Genomic DNA, 19970 nt, shown 5'->3' with positions numbered 1-19970 from the left:
GAACGCCATGCTGATATTCCTCGACAGATTGTTTAACGCCCTGGCCGGCGAAATCGATCAATACCTCGTCCTGCCGTTGCTTTATCACTTCGGCTGGATGCAGTGGGAGGAGCTGTCTTTCGACTGGGTACTCGTGTGCGTGTATGGAATGTTCGCGGTCATCGTCACCTATGCCGTCTGCTGGCCGCTGGAAGCGCTGTTCCCGATCGAACACTGGAAAGATCGAAAAACAGTGGTGACGGACGCGTTTTATACGGTGCTCAATCGCGTCGGTCTATTGCCCGTCGTCAGCTTCTTGCTGTTTTATCAGGTGCAGGTGTGGGTGAACGGTTTTGTGGTCGCTCACGGCTATATCCCGCCAACGCTGGAGACTGTCATACCGGCGCTGCTCGGACACCCGATCATCACGTTCTTGGCGTACGCGCTGATTCTCGATTGCGCAGACTACTGGCGTCATCGCCTGTCGCACTCATGGCGCGGCTGGTACGCATTGCACGCGCTGCACCACGCACAACGGCAGATGAGCTTCTGGTCAGACGACCGGAATCACCTGCTGGACGATCTTATCGCGGCAATCTGGTTTGGCGTGGTCGGTCTGGCAATCGGCATTCCGCCACTGCAATTTCCGCTGCTGTTCCTGTTCATGCGTTTCATCGAAAGCCTGAGTCACGCCAATATCCGCATGTCCTTTGGCTGGCTTGGCGACAGGCTGCTTGTCTCGCCACGCTTTCACCGTCTGCATCATGGGCTGCGCGCCGCTGGCCGCAACTCGTGCAATTACGGCGCCGTTTTCCCGATCTGGGACATCGTGTTTCGCACGGCCGACTTCTCGGCGGAGTACCTTCCTACCGGAGATCGGCGCGCGCCTGAGTCGATGGCAAGCGGTGGCTACTTCGCCCAGCAACTGGGCGGCTTGCGGTTTTTCATCGATGAAATCCGGGCGCCATCGAAAAAAGCGCAGGGCGGTTCCTGATTGGGGATCTTGATAGCACTGCCGGATTCCAGGCACCACGCCGGCAGCCTACTGCTGAAGTGACGCTCATTGCTTGCCAAGTTGCTGTATTGCGTCGACCCAGTTTTCGATATGAAAACGGTTGACTCATGATTTAAGCAAAAATTGATAGACGCCACTGCGGGAGCGTCATCCGATATTTGTCGCATGACAAATATCGGATGAGACCGGTTCGTTGAAATCAGGCGGATAGACGTGCGAGTGTCAGCGTGCCGAACAAACGTACTCCGAGCGGCAAGACGTCGTCGTTGAAATCGAATTCTGGGTGGTGGATGCACACACCGCCCTGCAGCGGCTCTACACAGAACTGGCGCAGGAACCGGGCATAGTGAGCGTATGGCCGGACTTTCTACTGAACGAGCAGATAGAACGCGCAATCCTGACGCGCATCGAGGCTGATGCCAAGCCGCCTCAACTCACGCTGAGTCTCATGTACCGGAAGGATCGCGTGTTCGGCGCGGCGGCAGAATATTTCGCCGAATGTGTCAAAAGCACCTCGTTGGACAGATCCGCCGTTTCGCCGATAGACACATCTTGAAACCATCGCCGCGTTTCCCCCAGGAACAAAACGATCCGCGAAGCTCGCACCGAATTTATTGCAATCAGTGCACGGGACTTACTTTGGGGCGTAGCTGACTACAACCCCGAACTCGAACAACAACTACTCGATGTCGCGCAGGCTCAGTTGACATTGGAAATATCAGTGCACGGCACATCTGATCACTGCGGCTGGAAAACGATGACCGTGATTCAGAATGCTTCATCACCCGATCTTACGTGAGCGCTACGCTACCGTGACCAAGCCCTTGCCACCACCAGCAAGCGCTCCACGCACCTGCTAACATGCGGGTCGCTGAGGCGCAGACGCGGGCGCGTCAAGCCTTTCTTACATACTCCGACCTGCCATGTCTCTGCTCAACCTGCTCGTCCCATGGGAACCTTCTTTCGGGCTCGTGGCAGTCTTCGTTATAACAGCCCTGCTGTATGCGCGAGGGTCGCGCCATGTTCGTATCGGCATTGCCCGGCGCATAGCGTTTTGGGTGGGTCTCGCACTCTTCTACATAGCGCTTCACACGCGACTCGACTATTACGCCGAGCACGAGTTCTTTGTGCATCGGCTCCAGCATCTGGTGCTGCACCATCTCGCCCCACTGATCCTGATGTCGTCTTATCCGGGAAGCGCACTTCGGACCGGCCTGCCATTGCGTTGGCGTAGCGCGCTGCGGCGTTGGCAATACCGGAGGCCAGCGCGTGTAGTCGCTACCGTTGTGCTGAATCCGATGTTCATCTCGGCGGCGTTCGTCATCTCGGTTGTCTTCTGGCTGATTCCATCCGTGCAGTTCGTCGCCATGCTGGACTGGCGCATCTACACGTTCATGAACTGGTCGGTCGCGGTGAGCGGGCTGCTGTATTGGTGGATGCTGCTGGATCATCGGCCGCATCCGCCGAGTCTTACCCGGCCGGGCTTGCGGGTGTTGTCGCCGGTCATCACCATGACGCCTCAGATCCTGGTCGGCGCTATCATTACCTTTTCGACGCACGACCTCTATCCGATCTTTTCGCTTTGCGGCCGTGCGTTCACGTCAGTTCCGGCGACGCTCGACCAGAGCCTGGGCGGACTGATCATGTGGGTACCGGCCGGAGTGCTTGAGGCGATCGGCGCGATGATGGCGTTGCGCCATCTGATGCGTCTCTCCGAACTCCCGCCGCGCGTGCCGCCCAAGCCGAAGCCTGCGAAACGTCGAGCTAAGCCTGCCCTTGGGGTTAGAAATCTGTAACGGGGCTTGGTCAAGGACTTTCCCCGCTCGGTGGCCGCAACTAAAGTAACAGGCGTGGGATAGTTTCATCCCAGCTTCGCTCGCGCACCCTCTCGCCATTCTCCTCGGCCTGTAACGAACCCGTCAGATAGAAGTGTTCCTTGTCTGCTGACATATGTACTTCGCTGCGCACAAGAATGTCCCAACCTTCTCGTCCCATGCGCAGCGATTGCGTGAGCGTATAGCGGGCGCTAAGCGGATCGTTGCCCTGGATTTTTAGAGAGCGTTTCAGATTGTGCTCGACAGTCGTATCGATTTCCGTAAACCGCTGCACGCCTTCCCCAAAGAGGCCGCCGATCCCTTCGGTAATGTACGTCCATTCGCCGGCCGTCAAATCATAGGACGAAGTGCGTGTCATGCTGCCGCCGCGCACCTGCTCGGTGGGCGTTGCGGGACCTCGCTCCGGAGCGTGAAACTCAACCGGGAGATCAGCGCCTTTCGTCTCGCGCACCGGCAGATGAAGCGCTGTGTTGCCAAGCGTCAGCTCAAGCGTCACGTCCTCCGGCGCGGGCCAGATCAGTGGCCAATAGGTGGTCGACAACGACAACCTGACCCGGTTGCCGACGCCGAATTCATGCGCGCACGCATCGAGCGTCAGCCGTACGCGAATCCTCTCGCCCGGCATCAAGGCAACGGGTTCGGCGGAACCGTCACGATGCGTCAGGTTGAATACGCCATAAGAAACACGCGTTGCCGAGCCGTCCGGCATCACCTCGGAAATCCGCGCACACAGATACCCAACGGGTCGGTCACTCGACACATCGATCTCGAGTTCCGGCATACCGAGCAGCGCCAACGGTTCGCTCAACGGCGCACTGTCGAACACCTGGGCGAGACCATCGTCGATACGCTGGTCGGCCGGTGACTCGCCTGCAACGCCAGTACCCATCCATTCGCCGGCCGCCACGCCGTGGCCCTGAGGCGTGTGAACCAGCACACGGGCCGCCGTGTCAGGCGCAGTACGTGTCAATGTCGCATCGCCCAGAAAGAGCGGCTGCATGGCGACTGAGGGGCTCGGCCATGCAGCCTCCGAGATCCATCTGCCCGGCGTCATGGCGTAGGTGGTCTGCGGAGCGCGAGCGCTTTCCATCCACACCCGCAACGCTGGACGCTTCGACATCGAGCGTGAACTGTCGTTATGCTCCGGACGCAGCCATCGGTTCCACCACTCCACGGCTTCCTGCAAGAAACCGACCGCAGGCCCGGGTACGCCGTCGTGCGGATAGATATGCGCCCACGGTCCGATCAGGCCTTGCCGTGGCACCTGCAAGCCCGCCATCAGTCGGAACACGGCATTCGTATAACTGTCGGCCCAGCCGCCGACCGCAAACACGGGGCACTGGATTGCAGACCAGTCCTCGCATATCGAGCCGTGGCGCCAGTAGTTGTCACGGTGCTGATGTTCCATCCACAATGCGGGGAAGAACGGCAGCTTGTCGAGCCGCTCGATCCATGCGGACCGCCATTCGGCGCCGTACAGTAACGGGTCAGGCGGACGCCCCTGATAGGCGAGCATGATGCTGCCCCACCACAGGTTGTCGTTGAGCAGACAGCCGCCTTTGTAATGAATATCGTCCGCGTAACGGTCGTCGGTTGAATAGACCGTGATGATTGCTTTAAGCGCCGGCGGCCTGCGTGCCGCGATCTGCAGCGCATTGAAACCTCCCCACGATTTCCCCATCAAGCCGACCGCGCCGCTGCACCAGGGTTGCCGGGCGATCCATTCAATCACCTCCAACCCGTCATCCTGCTCCTGCAGCACGTATTCATCGGCCATCAGACCGTCGGACTCGCCGCTGCCGCGCATATCGACGCGCACCGCCGCAAATCCGTTCGATGCGAAGTAGTGATGCATCGGCTCGTCGCGCGAACGAGTACCGTCGCGCTTGCGATAGGGAATGTATTCGAGGATCGCAGGTACGGGGGAAGCATCGGTCCCGGCATTGTCAGGCAGCCAGATACGCGCCGCGAGCCGTGTACCGTCAGCGAGTGGAATCCAGACGTGCTCGATCACGCGCACCGCTCGCTCATTGTTGCGCTGCATACTTCAACTCTCCCGTCAAAGTGTTCGATTCAACCGGCCGTTCGCTCTGCAAGAGATTTTCGTCGAGCCATCCGATCCGCAATTCGGGCACCGACGACAACAACCGTTTTATATAGGCATGACTCGGCGCGTTAAACACGTCAGCCGTAGCGCCTTGCGCAATGATCTCGCCTCGCAGCATTACCGCCACGCGCTGCGCAATACGCCTTACCGTGCCCAAGTCGTGGGTAATGAACAGGTATGACAGCCCGATGCGTTTTTGCAGCGACTCCAGCAACGAGAGAATGCCGTCGGCGACGAGGGGATCGAGGGCTGACGTGACCTCGTCGCAAATCATCAGGTCAGGTTGCGCCGCCAGCGCCCGTGCAATGCAAACGCGCTGCTTCTGGCCACCGGACAGCTCGGCCGGTTTCCGGTCAATTAACGTTTCCGGCAACTCCGTCAGGCATAACAACTCCAGTACGCGCTCGCGGATCTTATCCTTATGGATACCGAAGTAAAATTCCACCGGACGCCCGATGATCTCGCCGACGCTGTGCGTCGGATTGAGGGCGACGTCAGGCGACTGGTAGACGAGCTGGATACGCCGTTTCAGTTCACGCGAACGTTCAGTCAGCCTATGAGGCAAGGGCTTGCCGTCGAACCGCAGCGTACCGCTCTGCTGCTCGATCAAACCAACGATCGCTCGCGCGACCGTGCTCTTGCCACTACCCGACTCGCCAACCAGCGCCAATGTTTCACCACGTGCAAGCTGCAGGGCGATATTGCGAACGATCGCCTTGCCGTGATAACCCGCGTTCAGTCCTTCGATACTCAGCAGCGGCTCCGCCGCATGCGCAGGACTGGCTCGCAAGGTGTCCGCGGCGCTTCGTTCAGCGACCAGACGCCGGGTGTAGTCATCGCGCGGGGCGTTGAGCACCGCGTCCGTTGACCCCTCCTCGACCATCCGGCCGCCACGCAGCACCATGATACGGTCGGCGACCTGTGCGACGACCGCCAGATCGTGTGTGATGTAGAGCGCGGCAGCGCCGAACTCACGCACGATCCTGCGCAGCACGACCAGCACTTCGATCTGCGTGGTCACATCAAGCGCCGTAGTCGGCTCATCCAGCACCAGGATTTCCGGCTTGCAAGACATCGCCATGGCCACCATCGCCCGTTGCAACTGCCCACCGGAGACCTGATGCGGATAACGTCGCCCAAACGTATCCGGGTCTGGAAGGTCGAGTGACGCGAACAACTCGCGCGCCCACGTTCGCGCTTCGTCGCGGCCCATCAATCCGTGTCGCACTGGCCCTTCGCAGACCTGCTCGCCAATGGTCAACGCCGGGTTGAATGCAGCGGCTGCGCTCTGGGCCACGTAAGCCACCTTGGTTGCGCGCAGCGCACGTTGCCGTTTCGGCGTCGCGCCCAGGATGTTTTCGCCGGCGAGCCACACTTCGCCACCTGTGATCCGGCAGCGGCCGCGCGCATAACCGAGCGCGGCGAGGCCGATAGTCGATTTACCTGCGCCGGATTCGCCGATCAGCCCGAGCACTTCTCCTTGAGCAAGCGTGATATCGACGTTGTCGACCAGCACCTGAGCGTTGGGTGCCTCGACCCGCAACGCGCATATTCTCAAGACTGGGTTCATGCGATCACTCCCGCCTGCCCGACTGCCCGCACCGACAACAGCCAGTCGACGATCAGGTTGATTCCAATCGTCAGCAACGCAATCGCCGCGGCCGGGACCAGAGGCGCGATGCCGCCGAAGTTGATCACCTGCGCGTTGTCGCGGACCATGCCCCCCCAGTCTGCGTAGGGCGGCTGGATGCCCAGCCCGAGGAAGCTCAAACCCGCGACGAACAGGATCGTGAACCCAAAGCGCATGCCGAATTCTGCCAACAGCGGTGGCACCGCATTCGGCAGGATTTCGCGGCGGATGATCCACGCGAGCCCTTCTCCGCGCAGCCGCGCCGCTTCCACATACTCTTGTACGGCAATGCCCTGTGCGACCAGTCGCGCGAGCCGGAACACGCGCGTTGAATCGAGAATCGCAATCGTGCCGATCAGCACCGGCATCGACGTTCCCAACACTGACAGGATCATCAGCGCGAAGATCAGGACGGGCATCGCCATGAGGGTGTCGACGATCCGCGACAGCACCTGGTCCACCTTGCGTCCCAGCACCGCGGCCGCGAACCCCGTCACAATGCCAAGCGAGAAGGAGATCAGCGTGATCGCGAGCGCCAGGCCGAGCGTTGTACGCCCGCCGTACAACAGGCGCGAAAACATGTCACGTCCAATGCTGTCGGTGCCCAACCAGTGGCCAGCACCGGGCATCATCCATACGTCGCCGACCGTTTCGGTTTCGCCATGCGGCGCGATCAACGAGGCGCACAACGAGGCCATCGCAATGACCGCGACAAGCAACATCCCGATCGCCGCGCTCATGGGCACTTCTTTGCCGAACACTTTCATTGGCTCTTACCTCGCATGCCGCAAGCGTGGATTGGCCCAGACAGCGAGCACGTCGGACACGGTATTGAGCCCGACATAAGCCGTGGCAAACAACATCCCGCAAGCCTGCACCACCGGGAGGTCACGCTTTGATACCGCGTCCACCATCAACTGCCCGACACCCGGATAGACGAACACCACCTCGACCATGATGACGCCAACGATCAGGTACGCCAGGTTGAACGACACCGCGTTGATGATCGGCGCGAGTGCATTGGGCAGCGCGTGACGCACGACGATCCATGACTTGGGCAGGCCCTTGAGAATGGCTGTTTCGGTGTAGGCGCTGCCCATCACGGCGAGCACGGACGCTCGCGTGGTGCGCAGCATGTGGGCGGCCACGACGAACAAGAGGGTGAGCGTTGGCAAGGTGGTGGCATAGAGTCGCTCGGAGAAAGCCATGTCGGGCGACACGGCGGCCAGACTCGGCAGCAGTGGAAACTTGACCGCGAGCAAGAGCAGCAGAACATAACCGACGAAGAACTCCGGCATCGATACGCTCGCAAGCGACAGCACGCTGGCCGCCCGATCGAAGAGACTGTCCTGCCATATTGCGGACGCGATGCCAACGAGCACCGACAGCGGCACCGCGACAAGCGCCGCATAGCCTGCGAGAAACAGCGTGTTGTACAGCCGAGGCAGCAAGTCCTCGCTGACCGGACGTCCGTTCGTCAGCGACGTCCCGAGGTCCCCATGCAGGAAATGCAGCAACCATAGCCCGTAACGTTGCAGCGCCGGGTGGTCGAGACCGAGCGACGCCCGTAGTGCCGCGACCGTTTCCGGCGTCGCCGACTGACCTAGGATGGCAGAAGCCACGTCACCGGGAAGCAACTCGGTGCCCACGAAGATCAGCACGGAAACAAGCCACAGCGTCAACACACCCGCCAGCACCCGCTGCAAGACAAGCCGCTTCATTACGACTCCAGCCAGACGTGTTCCGCGAGTCGGCCACCCATGAAGTTGAACAGCGGATGCGGCGTGGCGCCTTGAAGCTTGCTGCTGGTCGCATCGATATAGTCGGCGAAGAGCGGGATCATCGCGCCGCCGTCGTCGCTCACCATAAGCTGCATCTCGCGGTACAACTCGCGACGCCTGGTGTCGTCGAGCATCGCGCGCGCTTGGAGCAGCAATGCGTCGAACTTCGGATCGCGCCAGTGCGTGTCGTTCCATTTCGCGTCGGACTTGTATGCGGTCGAGAGCATCTGGTCCGCCGTCGGTCGACCGCCCCAATAGCCCATGCAAAAAGGCGCCTGCATCCACACTTTGTCCCAGTAACTGTCGGCAGGCTGACGGCGGATGGAAAGCTGAATGCCCGCAGGCGCGCACTCGCCCTGGAACAGCGCAGCCGAATCGACCGCACCGGCGAAGGCTGCGTCGGACGTTGACAACTCGACCTTCAGTTCCGACAAGCCAGCCTTTTTCAGATAGAACTTCGACTTGTCGGGGTCGTACGCATGCTGCGGCAGATCCGCGGCGTAAAAGCGGTCGGTCTTCGGAATGGGATGGTCGTTGCCGACCGACCCGTAACCGCGCAGGATGGTCGTCAATTGTTTCTGGCGATCAATGCCGTATTTGACCGCGAGCCGCACGTTGTTGTCGGCGAACGGCGATGCTGCGCAGTCCATCAAGAACGTGAAGTGCTGGCCACCCGATGAGCGCACGATACTGACAGCCGGGCTGCGCTTGAGCAGGTCGACTGTCTTGAAGTCGACCCGGTTGATCGCGTGGACCTGGCCTGAGATAAGCGCGTTCGTGCGCGCCGTGGCGTCGTTGATCACGATCAGCTCGACTGCATCCACATAGGGGCCATCGCTCTTCCAGTAGCGCGGATTGCGTTTGAAGAGTGACCGTACCCCAGGCGTGAACTCGCCGAATACAAAGGGACCGGTGCCTATTGGATGGCTCCAGTCCTTGAAGCCATTCGGCACCACCAGCAGGTGATAATCAGACAGCAGGTATGGCAGATCCGCATTGCCGCTTTTCAGTTTCATCGATATCTGCAGCGGGTCGATCTTCGTGATCTCGGTCACGTCCGCGAGACTCGACTTGATCGCCGACTTCGACGCATCGCCACGATGCAGGTTGATCGAATAGATCACGTCGTCTGCATCGAGCGTCTTGCCGTTATGAAACACCACGCCCTTGCGTACCTTGAGAATCCATTCAGCAGCGCCGGGTTTTGCCTCCCAGCTTTCAAGCAACTCGGGCTGTGCATGCATTTTTGCATCGATCTCGACCAGGCCGTTCATGAGCATGTACGCCTGGTTGAGCGGCACCCAATCCGGCAGCAGCGTTGGATCGATCGAGTCTGTCGTATTGCCGCCGCCCATGCCGAGCTTGAGCAGGCCACCGCGCTTGGGCTGCGGCGCCGCGAACGCGCTAGCCGGGACGATGAGGCCAAGCCCCGCGCTTGCACCCAGCGCTGCAGCGCCTTGCAGAAACTGCCGGCGGCTTATGTGACTTGACTGACTTATGTGACTTGACTGACGATCCGGATTCTTATGCAGCGGCAGGTCAAACAAGTCCCCTTGATCGTCGAACGGCTTCATGCTTGAGCTTCTCCTCATGGTGTCAACGCGTCGGATCAGGATTCGCGCCGGCTTGGTGAATCCGGGCGCCCCCTTATCGGACAACAGGGTCAGAGCAGCGACCTCGCGGCGAGTATCCGTAGGCAAAACTACGCGGTCAACGCACTTTATTTTCACGCTCGCATAACAACAGGTAATATGAACGCCAGCCATTTGGACGCAAGTTGCCATGCGAGCAACTCAAGCGGGCCCCCGAAGAAAACTGGAAGCGCGAGAAATGAAAGGATACCGTCGCCTGATTCCGTCGCTTAACGCATTGGTCGACTTTGAAGCCGTTGCGCGGCTCAAGAGTTTCACGCTTGCAGCCGACGAACTCGGCGTCACACAGGCCGCCGTCAGCCGGCAAATCCGCTTTCTCGAGGACGCCATGAAGCTGCAGTTGTTTCATCGGCTGCATCGCTCGATCGCGCTCACGAAAGAAGGGGAAGCCCTCTTTTTCGTCACGTCGGAATCGCTCCAGAAGATCGCGGGCACCTTCGACAGTCTCAGCAGCAACACACGGGAACAGGAGTTCGCGATCCTGGCGACTGCCGCGTTTTCACAATTCCGGATCTTGCCCAGGCTGCCGCTGCTCAAGCGCTCGCAGCCGCAACTGAAGCTTCGCCTGACCACGCAGATGTTCACCGCGGACCTGCGTCACAACGAAGTCGATATTGCCATTCGCTATGGCTCGGGCAACTGGCGCGACGGTCACTCAACGCTGCTCTTCAATGAGGAGGTGGTGCCGGTCTGCTCGCCATCATGGCTCGAGGCGCATGGCGAACCGCAGTCGCCGCATGACCTGAGCGATGCCCCGCTGATTGCCTACGACTCCACGTCGGAGGGCTGGATGGGCTGGGAAGACTGGTTCGACGCAGTGGGCATCAAGCGCCGCCGCCTGAATTATGTCCTGCGTTGCAGCCTGTACACCGATGCCATTCACGCCGCGTTGCAGGGCCAGGGCGTTGTGCTCGGCTGGCGGCGGATGCTGGGCGACATGCTGACGTCGGGACGCCTGGTGCCGCTCGGCGAGGCCTGCGTGAAAATGACCGATGCGTATTACGCCGTAGTGCCGCACGGACACGCCGTCACGCCGGCGGTGGATGCCGTCATCGAATGGCTTCGTGAGGAGACGGTGGCGTGAGTCTGATGCGTCTCGCCGACCCGCCGTTGACATTACCTATTGTTATGCGAGCGAGAAAATAAAGCGCGTTGACGCTTCGAATTGGCCTATCGATACTCCGTTCAATCCGCGACTCAGGTCGCGCCTGGCAATGTAGGGAATCTGATAAGGACCAGCGGATGTCGAGCATCAATGGCACTACGCACGGCGCTTTGTTTCGCAGTCGGGCTTCAGGTCACGGCATGCCCGGCGCCCTGTTCGGCCGGCAGGACGTCTTTGAGAACGACGTCGATATCTTCTTCCACAAGCACTGGATCATGGCGGGTGTCACCGCCGACGTACGCGAGCCCGGCGATGTCTCGGCGGTCGATATCGGCCGCGCCTCGATCATCATTGTTCGCGACGATGACAACTTCGTTCGAGCGTATAGAAACGTGTGCCGTCATCGCGGCGCGCGCCTGCGCGAGCAAGGCAAGGGTTCCGTGGGAATGCTTGTCTGTCCCTACCATCAGTGGACGTACGGCCTCGACGGCGGTCTTAAACACGCCGCGCATATGGGACAGCATTTCGATCCGTCCTGCCGCAGCCTGATGCCTGTCCCCTTACGTGTAATAGGCGGGTTGATCTTCGTGTGCCTGAACGACGAAGCGCCCGTGGACATTGCCGCGCTTGACGAGACCATGACACCACGCCTCGCACCGTTCGATCTGGCTCGCACGAAGATCGCCTACGAAACGGACATCATTGAAAACGGCAACTGGAAGCTGGCAATCGAAAACAACCGCGAGTGTTACCACTGCAGCGCGACGCATCCTGAGCTTACTGTATCGTTCCTGGCCGAAGATTTCGGCTTCTGCCCCGACGGCTTGAGTGAGGAATCGGAGCGCGCGCTCGCTGAATATCGGGCGCGCAATGCGGCTTCGCTTGCGAGCTGGCATAAGGAGGGACTGCTCAGCGAAGCCGTAGAACGATTGGATGACGTAGCCACGCTGTTCCGGACACAGCGCCTGGTCATTGCCGGCAACGGTGAATCGCAAACGATGAACACAAAGGTCGCCAGCACCAGGCTGCTCGGCGACAACACGCGCCGCGATCTCGGCGACACCCATTTGTGGACGCACAACTCGTGGTCGCATGTCATGAGCGACCACGCGGTCATCTCGTACCTCATCCCGCTTGCACCGGATCGAACGCTGGTCAGAACCAAATGGCTCGTTCATGAGGATGCAATCGAGGGCGTTGACTATGCGCTGTCCGATCTGATCGAGGTATGGCAAGCGACCAATGCTCAGGACGCCCGCCTTGTTGCAATCAATCACCAGGGTACGCAAGACCCCGGCTACCGGCCCGGACCTTTTTCGCCGTTCACCGAGTCGTATCTCGAACGATTTTCACGCTGGTACGCGACGCGGCTGGAAGCGCACGGCGTCTGATGCCTTGCGTCACGCTTGTGATCCGGTAATCAAGCGCGGTTGCAGGAATTTTCAGTTAATCAGGCAGCGACCGCCGCACTCGCTCGATGGTTAGCGCCTGATTACTCTGACCTTACAGCGAGCGCGGATCGCCCTGCGAATGCTTACCGACCCATCGAGGTTGGCTCAACATACGCCCCCCAAACGGCAGCATTCAAGCCTCCCATCACGTCCAGCGACATGTGCCGCATCACGCTAAAATACGAGCGAATTTAACGCGATGCAGCACGCACATGTATGCGCTCAACAGCACTTGAGTAGACACAGGGATCATGGGAGACATTCGTTCAATGAACGGCGCAGACTTACCAGGCATGCTTCCCGAGATGCTGCCGCGACTTTGGACGTTCGCGCTTCGCATTTCCGGTGATCGGCACGACGCGGAGGATCTCGTTCAGAGAGCCTGCGTGCGTGCGCTCGAACGGGCGCATCAATTACAGCCCGATACTTCCCCGCTAAGCTGGATGTTTTCAATCGTCCATTCCACCTGGATCAACGAGTTGCGAGCGCGCAGCGTACGCAAGCGCTCCAGCATGGATTGGGACGATGACTTCCTGGAAAACGTTGCCGACCCGGTCGACAAAGGCCCGGAAGCCCAACTCATGCACGGCCAGATCATCAGCGCCGTTGAACGGCTGCCCGAAGCGCAGCGTGTCGTCATGCTGCTGGTCGCGGTGGAAGGCTTGAGCTATCAGGAAGCGGCGGATGTTCTGGAAGTACCCATTGGCACCGTCATGAGCCGCCTGTCGCGCGCGCGTCAGACCGTCGGGGCATTATTGGGCACGCCTGATTCGAAAGCGAAGGCGTCGGTCACGCGCAAGGACTCCATCGCATGAAAACCGATGACCTCATCCTGATGGCCTATGTGGACGGCGAACTTTCTGCGCAACAGAGCCGGGAAGTCGAGGAGCACATCCGCGCTTCTGCGGAAGCCGCGGAGTTAGTAGCGCTGCTGCAAGCGTCGCGTCTTGACTACAAGCAGGCGTTCGCTGCGCAAAAATTACCGCCTGTGCCGGACTCGCTGACACAGAAGATCGAAGCGATGGCTCGCGCACACAGCGCTAAAAGCGCGGCTCTCGGCGCAAACGATCCTTCGGTTGCGTTGTCCTCCGTTGCGCCCGCCTCCGCACCGGTTCGCTCCCGTTTGCGCACGGTTCCCACGTGGCTCGCAGCGGCCTGTGTTGCCGGCGCGTTTTGCGGCGGACTCTTTTTGCGGCCCGGGATGTTTCCTCTTCTCAGCCCGGGCACGCTGAGTTCCGGCAGCGCAACAATGGCAAGCTCCGGCCTCTCGCCATGGGTAACCGCGGCGGTTGGCTATCAGCAGCTTTACACGCGCGACACGCTGGCTTACGCCGACGAGAATCCGGCAGCGACAACAAAAATAATCGATGACATTCGTCGTGAGGACAAACTCGCGCTGCGTATTCCCGACCTAAGCAGCGCCGGCCTGACTTTCAAGTCCGTGCGCCGCTTGAGTTTCAACAACAAGCCACTCGTGCAGATCGTTTATCTGCCTGAGAAAGGACCGCCCATTGCGCTATGCGTCATGAAAGGCATGAAGTCTGATCAAGCGGTTAGCGCCCAGGTGGTCGACACAATGCACGTGGTCACATGGCGGCAAGCGGAGCTTAGCTACGCGTTGATCGGAAAGACGGAAGGCGTCGATCTGGACGCACTCGGCAAGCGTATTTCGAATCGCGAGGTGGAGCAGTTGTTTAGCAAAGCGAGTTCACCGTTGTTCCCGCCAGCCGCCTAAGCCAATTTATGAAATCGGACGATATCCTGCTGATGGCCTACGTGGACGGCGAACTGCCGCCGCACCAACGCGAGGAAGTCGAGCGCGAACTTCGCACGTCTCCCGACGTGGCGGAACGCGTCGCGCTGTTGCAGGCATCGCGGCTGCCGTACAGCGATGCGTTCGCCGCGCAAAAGCTGCCACCGGTGCCGAGTAGCCTTAGCGCGAAGATCGAAGAGATGGCGCGTGCTGCGAAGGCAAAAACCGTCGAGTCCGTCGCCACTCCCGACGTTAGCGTCAACGACCCTGTCGTTCCTCGCGCTCCAGGCAGTCCGTCTTCTTCACCCATCCGCTCGCGACTACGCGTAGCACCGGCGTGGCTCGGCGTCGCCTTCCTGGCTGGTGCGTTTGCCTGCGGCTTGGTACTTCGGCTAGGCCCCGGCGTGAGTCCGGCATCGAATGCAGGCGCTTCACTAGCGTCGGTCGGCATGGGCGTATCGCCTTGGGTGATGGCGGCGGCCAGCTATCAGCAACTCTATTCCCGCGATACGCTGGCGTACGTCGATACCGACGCCAACCTGTCGATCAAGACCGTCAAGGAAATTCGCCAGGACGATGGCCTCGCGCTGCGCATTCCCGACCTGAGCGCGGCCGGACTCACGTTCAAGCGCGTGCAGCGCCTGCGGTTCAACAACAAACCGCTCGTGCAAATTGTCTACCTGCCCGAAAAAGGCGCGCCCATTGCGCTGTGCGTGATGAAGGAGGTCAAGCCCGATGCTGGGGTAGCTGACCAGCGGGTCGCCTCCATGACCGTTGTCACATGGCGGCAGGCCGAGTTGGGCTATGCGCTGATCGGTCAGCCGGAAGGTGTCGACCTGACGGCGCTTGGCAAGCAGATATCGGCAGGCGGAACCGCCACGCTGTTCGGCCGTGAAACCTCGTTGCCGGTCACTGCCGCCCTGGCATCGGCAAACGTGGCCTCTGGCTCGAGGTCGTTTATTGTGGCCAGCGTGGAATAAATTGATTGCCAGGCTGTTCTGTTGATTGGGCCAGTCTTTTACGGACGCAGCCGGCACTTAGCGTGCATGCATGAAGTCATCTAAGAGAAGCGTTCGCTGCGCCGCATCGCAGCGGTAGGCAGCGAACCAAGCATCAACGTGTGTTGCCTCTGACTATCAGGCTCAGGCTCCCACGCGCGCGCGTTCAACCTCCGTGCTCCTCATATCATCGCGTTGCTTAAAGAGTGTGAAGTCGAAATCGATCAGCACGAACTGACCCTCCACTCCATACGGTTTGCCTTGCGCCCCTTCCGCCTTTTTAAGCGCGGGGACAAGACCATCACGCGTGGCAAACGCGAAGTCGTCCCACAGATACGGATCACCGTCGATATTGATCTGCGTCGTCAGCTTGCGATAACCCGGCGCCGAGATAAAGAAATGGATATGCGCCGGACGATGACCATGACGTCCCAACTGATCGAGTAATTGCTGGGTCTTGCCGGCGGGCGGCACGCTGTAGCCCACCGGCACGACGCTCGTGAAGCTGTAGTTACCCGCGCCATCGGTACGAATGGTTCGACGCAGATTGAACGCCGGTTGCGACGCGTCGAAGTATGAGTAGTTACCCAGATGATTGGCATGCCATACCTCAACCAGCGCATCCTTCAGCGGCGCGCCGTCTTCGCCAATCACGCGACCGCGCATCACGAGCGGTTCGCCCGGATCCGTGCCGTCATCCAGACGTGCATGCCCGACCGACTCCGGCGCGCCGGCCACATACAACGGTCCCTCGATCGTGCGCGGCGTACCGCCTTCAAGTCCTGCCTTTGCTTCCGCCTCGTCCATTCGCAAGTCGAGGAAATGTTCGAAGCCCAAGCCCGCAGCAAGCAGTCCGAGCTCACCGCTCTTGCCCGCTTCGCCAAGATAGTTGAGCGCGGTCCAGAACTCATCAGGCTGTACGTCCAGGTCTTCTATCGTATAAAACAGGTCTCGTATAACGCGGTTCACGATCGCCTTCGTGCGCGCATTGCCCTCGCTGGTGGCGCTGTCGTTAATGGTCTTGAGCAGTGCATCAATAGCTTGGTGGTCCATGTTTGTCTCCGTGTGTTGTGTGGGGTCGGTGCAGTTAGTGCGAATCAGTGCGGGTCAGCGTCGCAGCCGTTCGATACGTTCCCAGTCGAGCGTGATGCCCAGGCCCGGACCTTGTGGCAGGTGCAGCGAAAAGTCTTCATAACGCAGGGGCTCGGTGAGAATTTCCTCGGTCAGCAGGAGCGGGCCGAACAATTCCGTCCCCCACTTCAACGCGCTGAACGTACTGAATAGTTGCGCCGATGCAATCGTGCCGATTGCCCCCTCGAGCATCGTGCCGCCATACAAATCGATATTGGCCGCGAGCGCGATCGATGCAACGCTTGCCGCGCCCAGCAGTCCGCCGGACTGAGCAATCTTGACGGCGAAGACATCGGCGCAACGGTCGCTCGCCAGTGCGAATGCATCGGCGGGGCCATGCAGTGCTTCGTCAGCCATGATCGGCACGCGGGCCAGGTCGGTGAGGCGCTTGAGGCCCGCGTGGTTCGTGGCGGCGATGGGTTGCTCGACAAGACTGACGCCGGCATCGGCGAATCGCGGCAACGCCCAGATGGCATCCGACTCGCTCCACGCCTGGTTCACATCCACGCGAACGTCGCCACGCTCGTCGAGCGCTTTCTTGATTGCTACGACATGCGCCACATCGTCGGCTACCGCTCCCGAACCAATCTTCAGCTTGAACACGCGATGCCGCCGCAGGTCCAGCATCTGCTCGGCTTCATCGATGTCACGCCGCGTATCGCCGCTCGCCAGCGTCCATGCCACTTCAACCGAGTCGGTCACGCGGCCGCCGAACAACTCCGACAGCGGCACGCCGATCCGTTGAGCCTGGGCGTCGAAGAGTGCCGTTTCCACCGCGCACTTCGCAAAACGATTGCCCTGAAACAGCTTGCGCAGCTTCGCCATGGCGGCACCCGGCCGCGTTGCATCCAACCCTTTGAGCAAGGGTGCGAAGTAGGTATCGATATTGACCTTGATGCTCTCGGGACTCTCCTCGCCATACGCGAGACCACCGATGGTCGTGCCCTCGCCTACGCCGCTTACACCGTCCGAGCAGCGAATCCTGACCAGAACCAAAGTCTGGCAGTTCATGGTCGCGACCGACAGGCGGTGCGGCCGGATCGTTGGAACGTCTATCAGCAGCGTTTCCACGCTTTCTATTCTTACCGCTGCTTTTACTGTTGTCACCATCGTGCGTTCCCTCCAGGAGCACACATGGTAGAAACAAACGAACCGGGAAGTCCAACACCGCTTCCGACTACTTTCATACCCTGAAGGTATGGAGCGCAGGATCGCCGCATTGAATATCGTTATCAATCAATTTCGTACGTGTACAGCGACAGTCGTGCAACCTTGAGTAGTCGCTGTGCCCCCACGTTACTCCCGCTCCGAAGGCGGGCAGGTTTGAGACCCTGCGGCAATGTCCGACATTCGAGGCAACGTGGATCGCTCAAGAATTTCCGGCCGCGGTTTGACCGGTACCCAAATCTTCACAAACCGCACCCGTCCGCCCTCGGAATCGGCAACTTGTAAATCCGTACGGCGTTATCGCGAAGCATTTTGCGCTTCGCTTCCGGTCTGAAATTCAGCGCTTCGATCTCGCTCACTGTTCGTTCAAAGTCCAAAATCGGGAAGTCCGTCCCGAACATGACTTTGTCCTGGCCAAATGTATTGATGTAATGAAGAAACGCCTCAGGCCAATATTTCGGGCTATGAGCGTCGGTGCCAATGAAGACATTTTTATGCTTCCATGCCATCGCGATCATCTCGTCCGTCCATGGAATCCCGACATGTATTCCGACCAGCTTCAGTTCAGGGAAATCGCATGCAACGGCATCGAGAGTAATCGGCCGCCCAACACTTTTCAGAGGATAGTTCGGATCGTAAATCATCGATTGTCCGACCTGCATCTGGACGGGAACATCTAGCTCAACACATTTCGCATAATAGGGGTACCACTTTGCGTGATCCGGCGCCAACTCGTACCAGTGAGGATAGGTGTGCGCGCCGATAAACCCGTATTCCTTTACGGACCGTTCAAACTCGGCGACGCCCCGCATACCTTCATAAGGATCAATTCCGGCAAGTCCATAGAATCGATCCGGATATTGATTAATCGCTTCCGCGACAATTTCGTACGGCATGTGATAGCAGGCGGGATGACCTTTTCTTCCAACTCGGCTGGCTATCAGGAAAGATCGTTCAATTCCCGCTGCATCCATGCGTCTGAGCATTTCCTCGTGGGAAATAAAGGCAAGCGTATCGTCTCGCACTTTCATCTTTCCACCAAAGAAGTCGTCGCGCCGCGGCCTGATGCGGTTCGCCTCTTCAGTCCAAATGTTTACAACGATGTCAATCGCAGCGATACCGTTAGATTGGGTCATTGATAGATTTCACTCAGTTATCACTGTTCGTAGTTACGGTTTAAAGTTCACGGGACACAAGCTCACGCTGAATTTCGTTGCTCCCCTCTCCATAGGAATACAAACGAGCGTCACGCCAGATACGTTGCATAGGGGAGTCCATTGAGTAGCCAGCGCTTGCCAGAATCTGCATGCCGTGATCGGTCACGAACTGGAGCGTCTCGGTCGCGATGATTTTCGCTTGCGCCGCTTGTCGCTTGCAGTCCATCCCCTCCGATAGCATCCACGCAAGGTGATAAACACTCAGCCTTGACTGATCAACCCGCATTTGCATATCTGCAAGCCGGTGCCTGATTACCTGGTTAGCGAACAGTGGCTTGCCGAACTGTATTCGTTCCTTTGCGTGAGCCAGTGCCATCTCAACGACCGACTGAGCACACCCTGTGGCGGCGGCTGCCATGCTGGAACGGGAGAAATGAAGCGTCGAAAGAATATGCTTAAAGCCATCACCTTCGGTACCCAGCATCGCGTCATCCGAAACAAACACATCGTCAAGGCCAACGTCATAACTTGGCATGCAGTGATTGCCCACTTTGTTCAGCGTGGTCATGTTGATGCCAGCAGAGTGTCTCGGCACCAAGAAAACACTGACGCCACGCGAACCCGTCGCACCCTTTTCGGTACGGGCAGGAAGCACCAGATGAGTTGCCCGGTCTGCGTCGCTAATCCATGTCTTGCGGCCGATGATGTGCCAGCCTCCATCGACTCTTTCTGCGCGGGTCGTGATTCCCGTCGCGTCGCTACCTGCCTGAGGCTCGGATAGCGCCAAAGCAAATAGTGCGCGGCCCCCAATCAGTTCAGGAAGATACTTGGCGCGTTGCTCTTCACTGCCGTAGGTCATTAACGACATGCCCCCAAACGCCACCACCCGAGACACAATTGACGCCGCAAAGTAGGCATGGCGTGCCATGCGCTCCTGAACAAGCGCGAGCGTCATCCAATTCTCGCCCAAACCGCCGTGTTCGGGATTGAAGGGTATGCCGAGAATGCCGAGATCGCCTAGTTCAGGGAGCAGGTCATAGGGCGGCGTATGCGTTGCGTCGCGTCTGAGCACTTCTGACGGCGGCAGGCGATGACTCAGATAGCGATCAACGGCCTCCATCATCTGAAGCTGGTCGTCAGTCAACGAAAAATCGATCATAGGATTTGCGGGAGCGGGTTTCCCCGCGCCACGACGGTAGAGTGTTAGTG

17 protein-coding genes are annotated in these 19970 nt (G+C 59.5%); 8 read left to right on the top strand and 9 right to left on the bottom strand.

Annotation, left to right across the window (positions count from 1 at the left end; genetic code table 11):
- Window positions 1-7 precede the first annotated feature (7 nt).
- From BSU04_RS36600 to BSU04_RS36590, 3 genes are all read left to right on the top strand, one after another.
- Window positions 8-973 (top strand): sterol desaturase family protein, encoded by a 966-nt coding sequence (locus BSU04_RS36600; protein ID WP_089165107.1) that lies wholly within the window; start codon window positions 8-10, stop codon window positions 971-973.
- 304 nt (window positions 974-1277) lie between these two features.
- On the top strand, window positions 1278-1550 hold the full coding sequence (locus tag BSU04_RS36595) for a hypothetical protein (protein ID WP_089165106.1): 273 nt from the start codon (window positions 1278-1280) through the stop codon (window positions 1548-1550).
- Window positions 1551-1917: 367 nt separating this feature from the next.
- Complete coding sequence (locus BSU04_RS36590; RefSeq protein WP_089165105.1) at window positions 1918-2790, top strand: cytochrome c oxidase assembly protein; 873 nt, start codon at window positions 1918-1920, stop codon at window positions 2788-2790.
- 40 nt (window positions 2791-2830) lie between these two features.
- On the opposite strand, the gene BSU04_RS36585 is transcribed toward BSU04_RS36590, so the two are convergent.
- The 5 genes from BSU04_RS36585 to BSU04_RS36565 are packed head-to-tail and all read right to left on the bottom strand — an operon-like array spanning window position 2831 to window position 9921.
- A complete protein-coding gene (locus BSU04_RS36585) occupies window positions 2831-4873 on the bottom strand; it encodes a CocE/NonD family hydrolase (protein WP_089165104.1) in 2043 nt (680 codons plus the stop codon).
- Window positions 4857-6506: an ABC transporter ATP-binding protein gene (locus BSU04_RS36580; protein WP_089165103.1), complete on the bottom strand. Its 1650-nt coding sequence runs from the start codon at window positions 6504-6506 to the stop codon at window positions 4857-4859. Before BSU04_RS36580 ends, BSU04_RS36585 begins: the two co-directional genes overlap by 17 nt.
- Window positions 6503-7306, bottom strand: a complete 804-nt coding sequence (locus BSU04_RS36575) for an ABC transporter permease (RefSeq protein ID WP_256983728.1) — start codon at window positions 7304-7306, stop codon at window positions 6503-6505. Before BSU04_RS36575 ends, BSU04_RS36580 begins: the two co-directional genes overlap by 4 nt.
- Window positions 7307-7339: 33 nt before the next feature.
- A complete protein-coding gene (locus tag BSU04_RS36570; protein WP_089165101.1) occupies window positions 7340-8287 on the bottom strand; it encodes an ABC transporter permease in 948 nt (315 codons plus the stop codon).
- Window positions 8287-9921 carry an ABC transporter substrate-binding protein gene (locus BSU04_RS36565; protein WP_089165100.1) on the bottom strand — a complete coding sequence of 545 codons (1635 nt, stop codon included), beginning with the start codon at window positions 9919-9921 and terminating at the stop codon, window positions 8287-8289. The genes BSU04_RS36570 and BSU04_RS36565 overlap by 1 nt, the downstream gene beginning before the upstream one ends.
- A 256-nt stretch (window positions 9922-10177) precedes the next feature.
- Here BSU04_RS36565 and BSU04_RS36560 point away from each other — a divergent pair, with 256 nt between their 5' ends.
- From BSU04_RS36560 to BSU04_RS36540, 5 genes are all read left to right on the top strand, one after another.
- Window positions 10178-11083 carry a LysR substrate-binding domain-containing protein gene (locus tag BSU04_RS36560; protein WP_089165099.1) on the top strand — a complete coding sequence of 302 codons (906 nt, stop codon included), beginning with the start codon at window positions 10178-10180 and terminating at the stop codon, window positions 11081-11083.
- 158 nt (window positions 11084-11241) lie between these two features.
- Window positions 11242-12495, top strand: a complete 1254-nt coding sequence (locus BSU04_RS36555) for an aromatic ring-hydroxylating oxygenase subunit alpha (RefSeq protein ID WP_089165098.1) — start codon at window positions 11242-11244, stop codon at window positions 12493-12495.
- A 329-nt stretch (window positions 12496-12824) separates the two neighbouring features.
- Window positions 12825-13370: an RNA polymerase sigma factor gene (locus BSU04_RS36550; RefSeq protein ID WP_089165097.1), complete on the top strand. Its 546-nt coding sequence runs from the start codon at window positions 12825-12827 to the stop codon at window positions 13368-13370.
- Window positions 13367-14290, top strand: coding sequence for an anti-sigma factor family protein (locus BSU04_RS36545; protein ID WP_089165096.1), 924 nt, complete (start codon window positions 13367-13369; stop codon window positions 14288-14290). Before BSU04_RS36550 ends, BSU04_RS36545 begins: the two co-directional genes overlap by 4 nt.
- 8 nt (window positions 14291-14298) lie before the next feature.
- Window positions 14299-15288, top strand: a complete 990-nt coding sequence (locus tag BSU04_RS36540) for an anti-sigma factor family protein (protein ID WP_179258561.1) — start codon at window positions 14299-14301, stop codon at window positions 15286-15288.
- 162 nt (window positions 15289-15450) lie between these two features.
- Here BSU04_RS36540 and catA read toward each other — a convergent pair whose 3' ends face one another.
- From catA to BSU04_RS36520, 4 genes are all read right to left on the bottom strand, one after another.
- Entirely contained in the window at window positions 15451-16359 is a 909-nt protein-coding gene (gene catA / locus BSU04_RS36535; RefSeq protein WP_089165095.1) for a catechol 1,2-dioxygenase, read from the bottom strand.
- Between the two features lie 54 nt (window positions 16360-16413).
- Window positions 16414-17547, bottom strand: a complete 1134-nt coding sequence (locus tag BSU04_RS36530; RefSeq protein ID WP_089165094.1) for a muconate/chloromuconate family cycloisomerase — start codon at window positions 17545-17547, stop codon at window positions 16414-16416.
- A gap of 299 nt (window positions 17548-17846) precedes the next feature.
- A complete protein-coding gene (locus tag BSU04_RS36525) occupies window positions 17847-18740 on the bottom strand; it encodes an amidohydrolase family protein (protein ID WP_089165093.1) in 894 nt (297 codons plus the stop codon).
- A 40-nt stretch (window positions 18741-18780) separates the two neighbouring features.
- Complete coding sequence (locus BSU04_RS36520) at window positions 18781-19920, bottom strand: acyl-CoA dehydrogenase family protein (protein WP_089165092.1); 1140 nt, start codon at window positions 19918-19920, stop codon at window positions 18781-18783.
- Window positions 19921-19970 lie beyond the last annotated feature (50 nt).

Origin of the sequence: Caballeronia sordidicola (assembly GCF_002220365.1) — a bacterium.
GTDB classification, from domain to species: domain Bacteria; phylum Pseudomonadota; class Gammaproteobacteria; order Burkholderiales; family Burkholderiaceae; genus Caballeronia; species Caballeronia sordidicola_C.
The sequence above is the reverse complement of the archived record's forward strand: the minus strand, read 5'-3'. Positions and strand labels throughout refer to the sequence as shown.

What these genes read in the sequence shown, in the direction of transcription:
- BSU04_RS36575 (WP_256983728.1), bottom strand. Translation starts at nt 7,306, where the DNA reads ATGAGCGCGGCGATCGGGATGTTGCTTGTCGCGGTCATTGCGATGGCC.
- BSU04_RS36580 (WP_089165103.1), bottom strand. Translation starts at nt 6,506, where the DNA reads ATGAACCCAGTCTTGAGAATATGCGCGTTGCGGGTCGAGGCACCCAAC.
- BSU04_RS36565 (WP_089165100.1), bottom strand. Translation starts at nt 9,921, where the DNA reads ATGAAGCCGTTCGACGATCAAGGGGACTTGTTTGACCTGCCGCTGCAT.
- BSU04_RS36530 (WP_089165094.1), bottom strand. Translation starts at nt 17,547, where the DNA reads ATGGTGACAACAGTAAAAGCAGCGGTAAGAATAGAAAGCGTGGAAACG.
- BSU04_RS36560 (WP_089165099.1), top strand. Translation starts at nt 10,178, where the DNA reads ATGAAAGGATACCGTCGCCTGATTCCGTCGCTTAACGCATTGGTCGAC.
- BSU04_RS36540 (WP_179258561.1), top strand. Translation starts at nt 14,299, where the DNA reads ATGAAATCGGACGATATCCTGCTGATGGCCTACGTGGACGGCGAACTG.
- BSU04_RS36520 (WP_089165092.1), bottom strand. Translation starts at nt 19,920, where the DNA reads ATGATCGATTTTTCGTTGACTGACGACCAGCTTCAGATGATGGAGGCC.
- BSU04_RS36570 (WP_089165101.1), bottom strand. Translation starts at nt 8,287, where the DNA reads ATGAAGCGGCTTGTCTTGCAGCGGGTGCTGGCGGGTGTGTTGACGCTG.
- BSU04_RS36555 (WP_089165098.1), top strand. Translation starts at nt 11,242, where the DNA reads ATGTCGAGCATCAATGGCACTACGCACGGCGCTTTGTTTCGCAGTCGG.
- BSU04_RS36585 (WP_089165104.1), bottom strand. Translation starts at nt 4,873, where the DNA reads ATGCAGCGCAACAATGAGCGAGCGGTGCGCGTGATCGAGCACGTCTGG.
- BSU04_RS36545 (WP_089165096.1), top strand. Translation starts at nt 13,367, where the DNA reads ATGAAAACCGATGACCTCATCCTGATGGCCTATGTGGACGGCGAACTT.
- BSU04_RS36590 (WP_089165105.1), top strand. Translation starts at nt 1,918, where the DNA reads ATGTCTCTGCTCAACCTGCTCGTCCCATGGGAACCTTCTTTCGGGCTC.
- catA (WP_089165095.1), bottom strand. Translation starts at nt 16,359, where the DNA reads ATGGACCACCAAGCTATTGATGCACTGCTCAAGACCATTAACGACAGC.
- BSU04_RS36550 (WP_089165097.1), top strand. Translation starts at nt 12,825, where the DNA reads ATGAACGGCGCAGACTTACCAGGCATGCTTCCCGAGATGCTGCCGCGA.
- BSU04_RS36600 (WP_089165107.1), top strand. Translation starts at nt 8, where the DNA reads ATGCTGATATTCCTCGACAGATTGTTTAACGCCCTGGCCGGCGAAATC.
- BSU04_RS36525 (WP_089165093.1), bottom strand. Translation starts at nt 18,740, where the DNA reads ATGACCCAATCTAACGGTATCGCTGCGATTGACATCGTTGTAAACATT.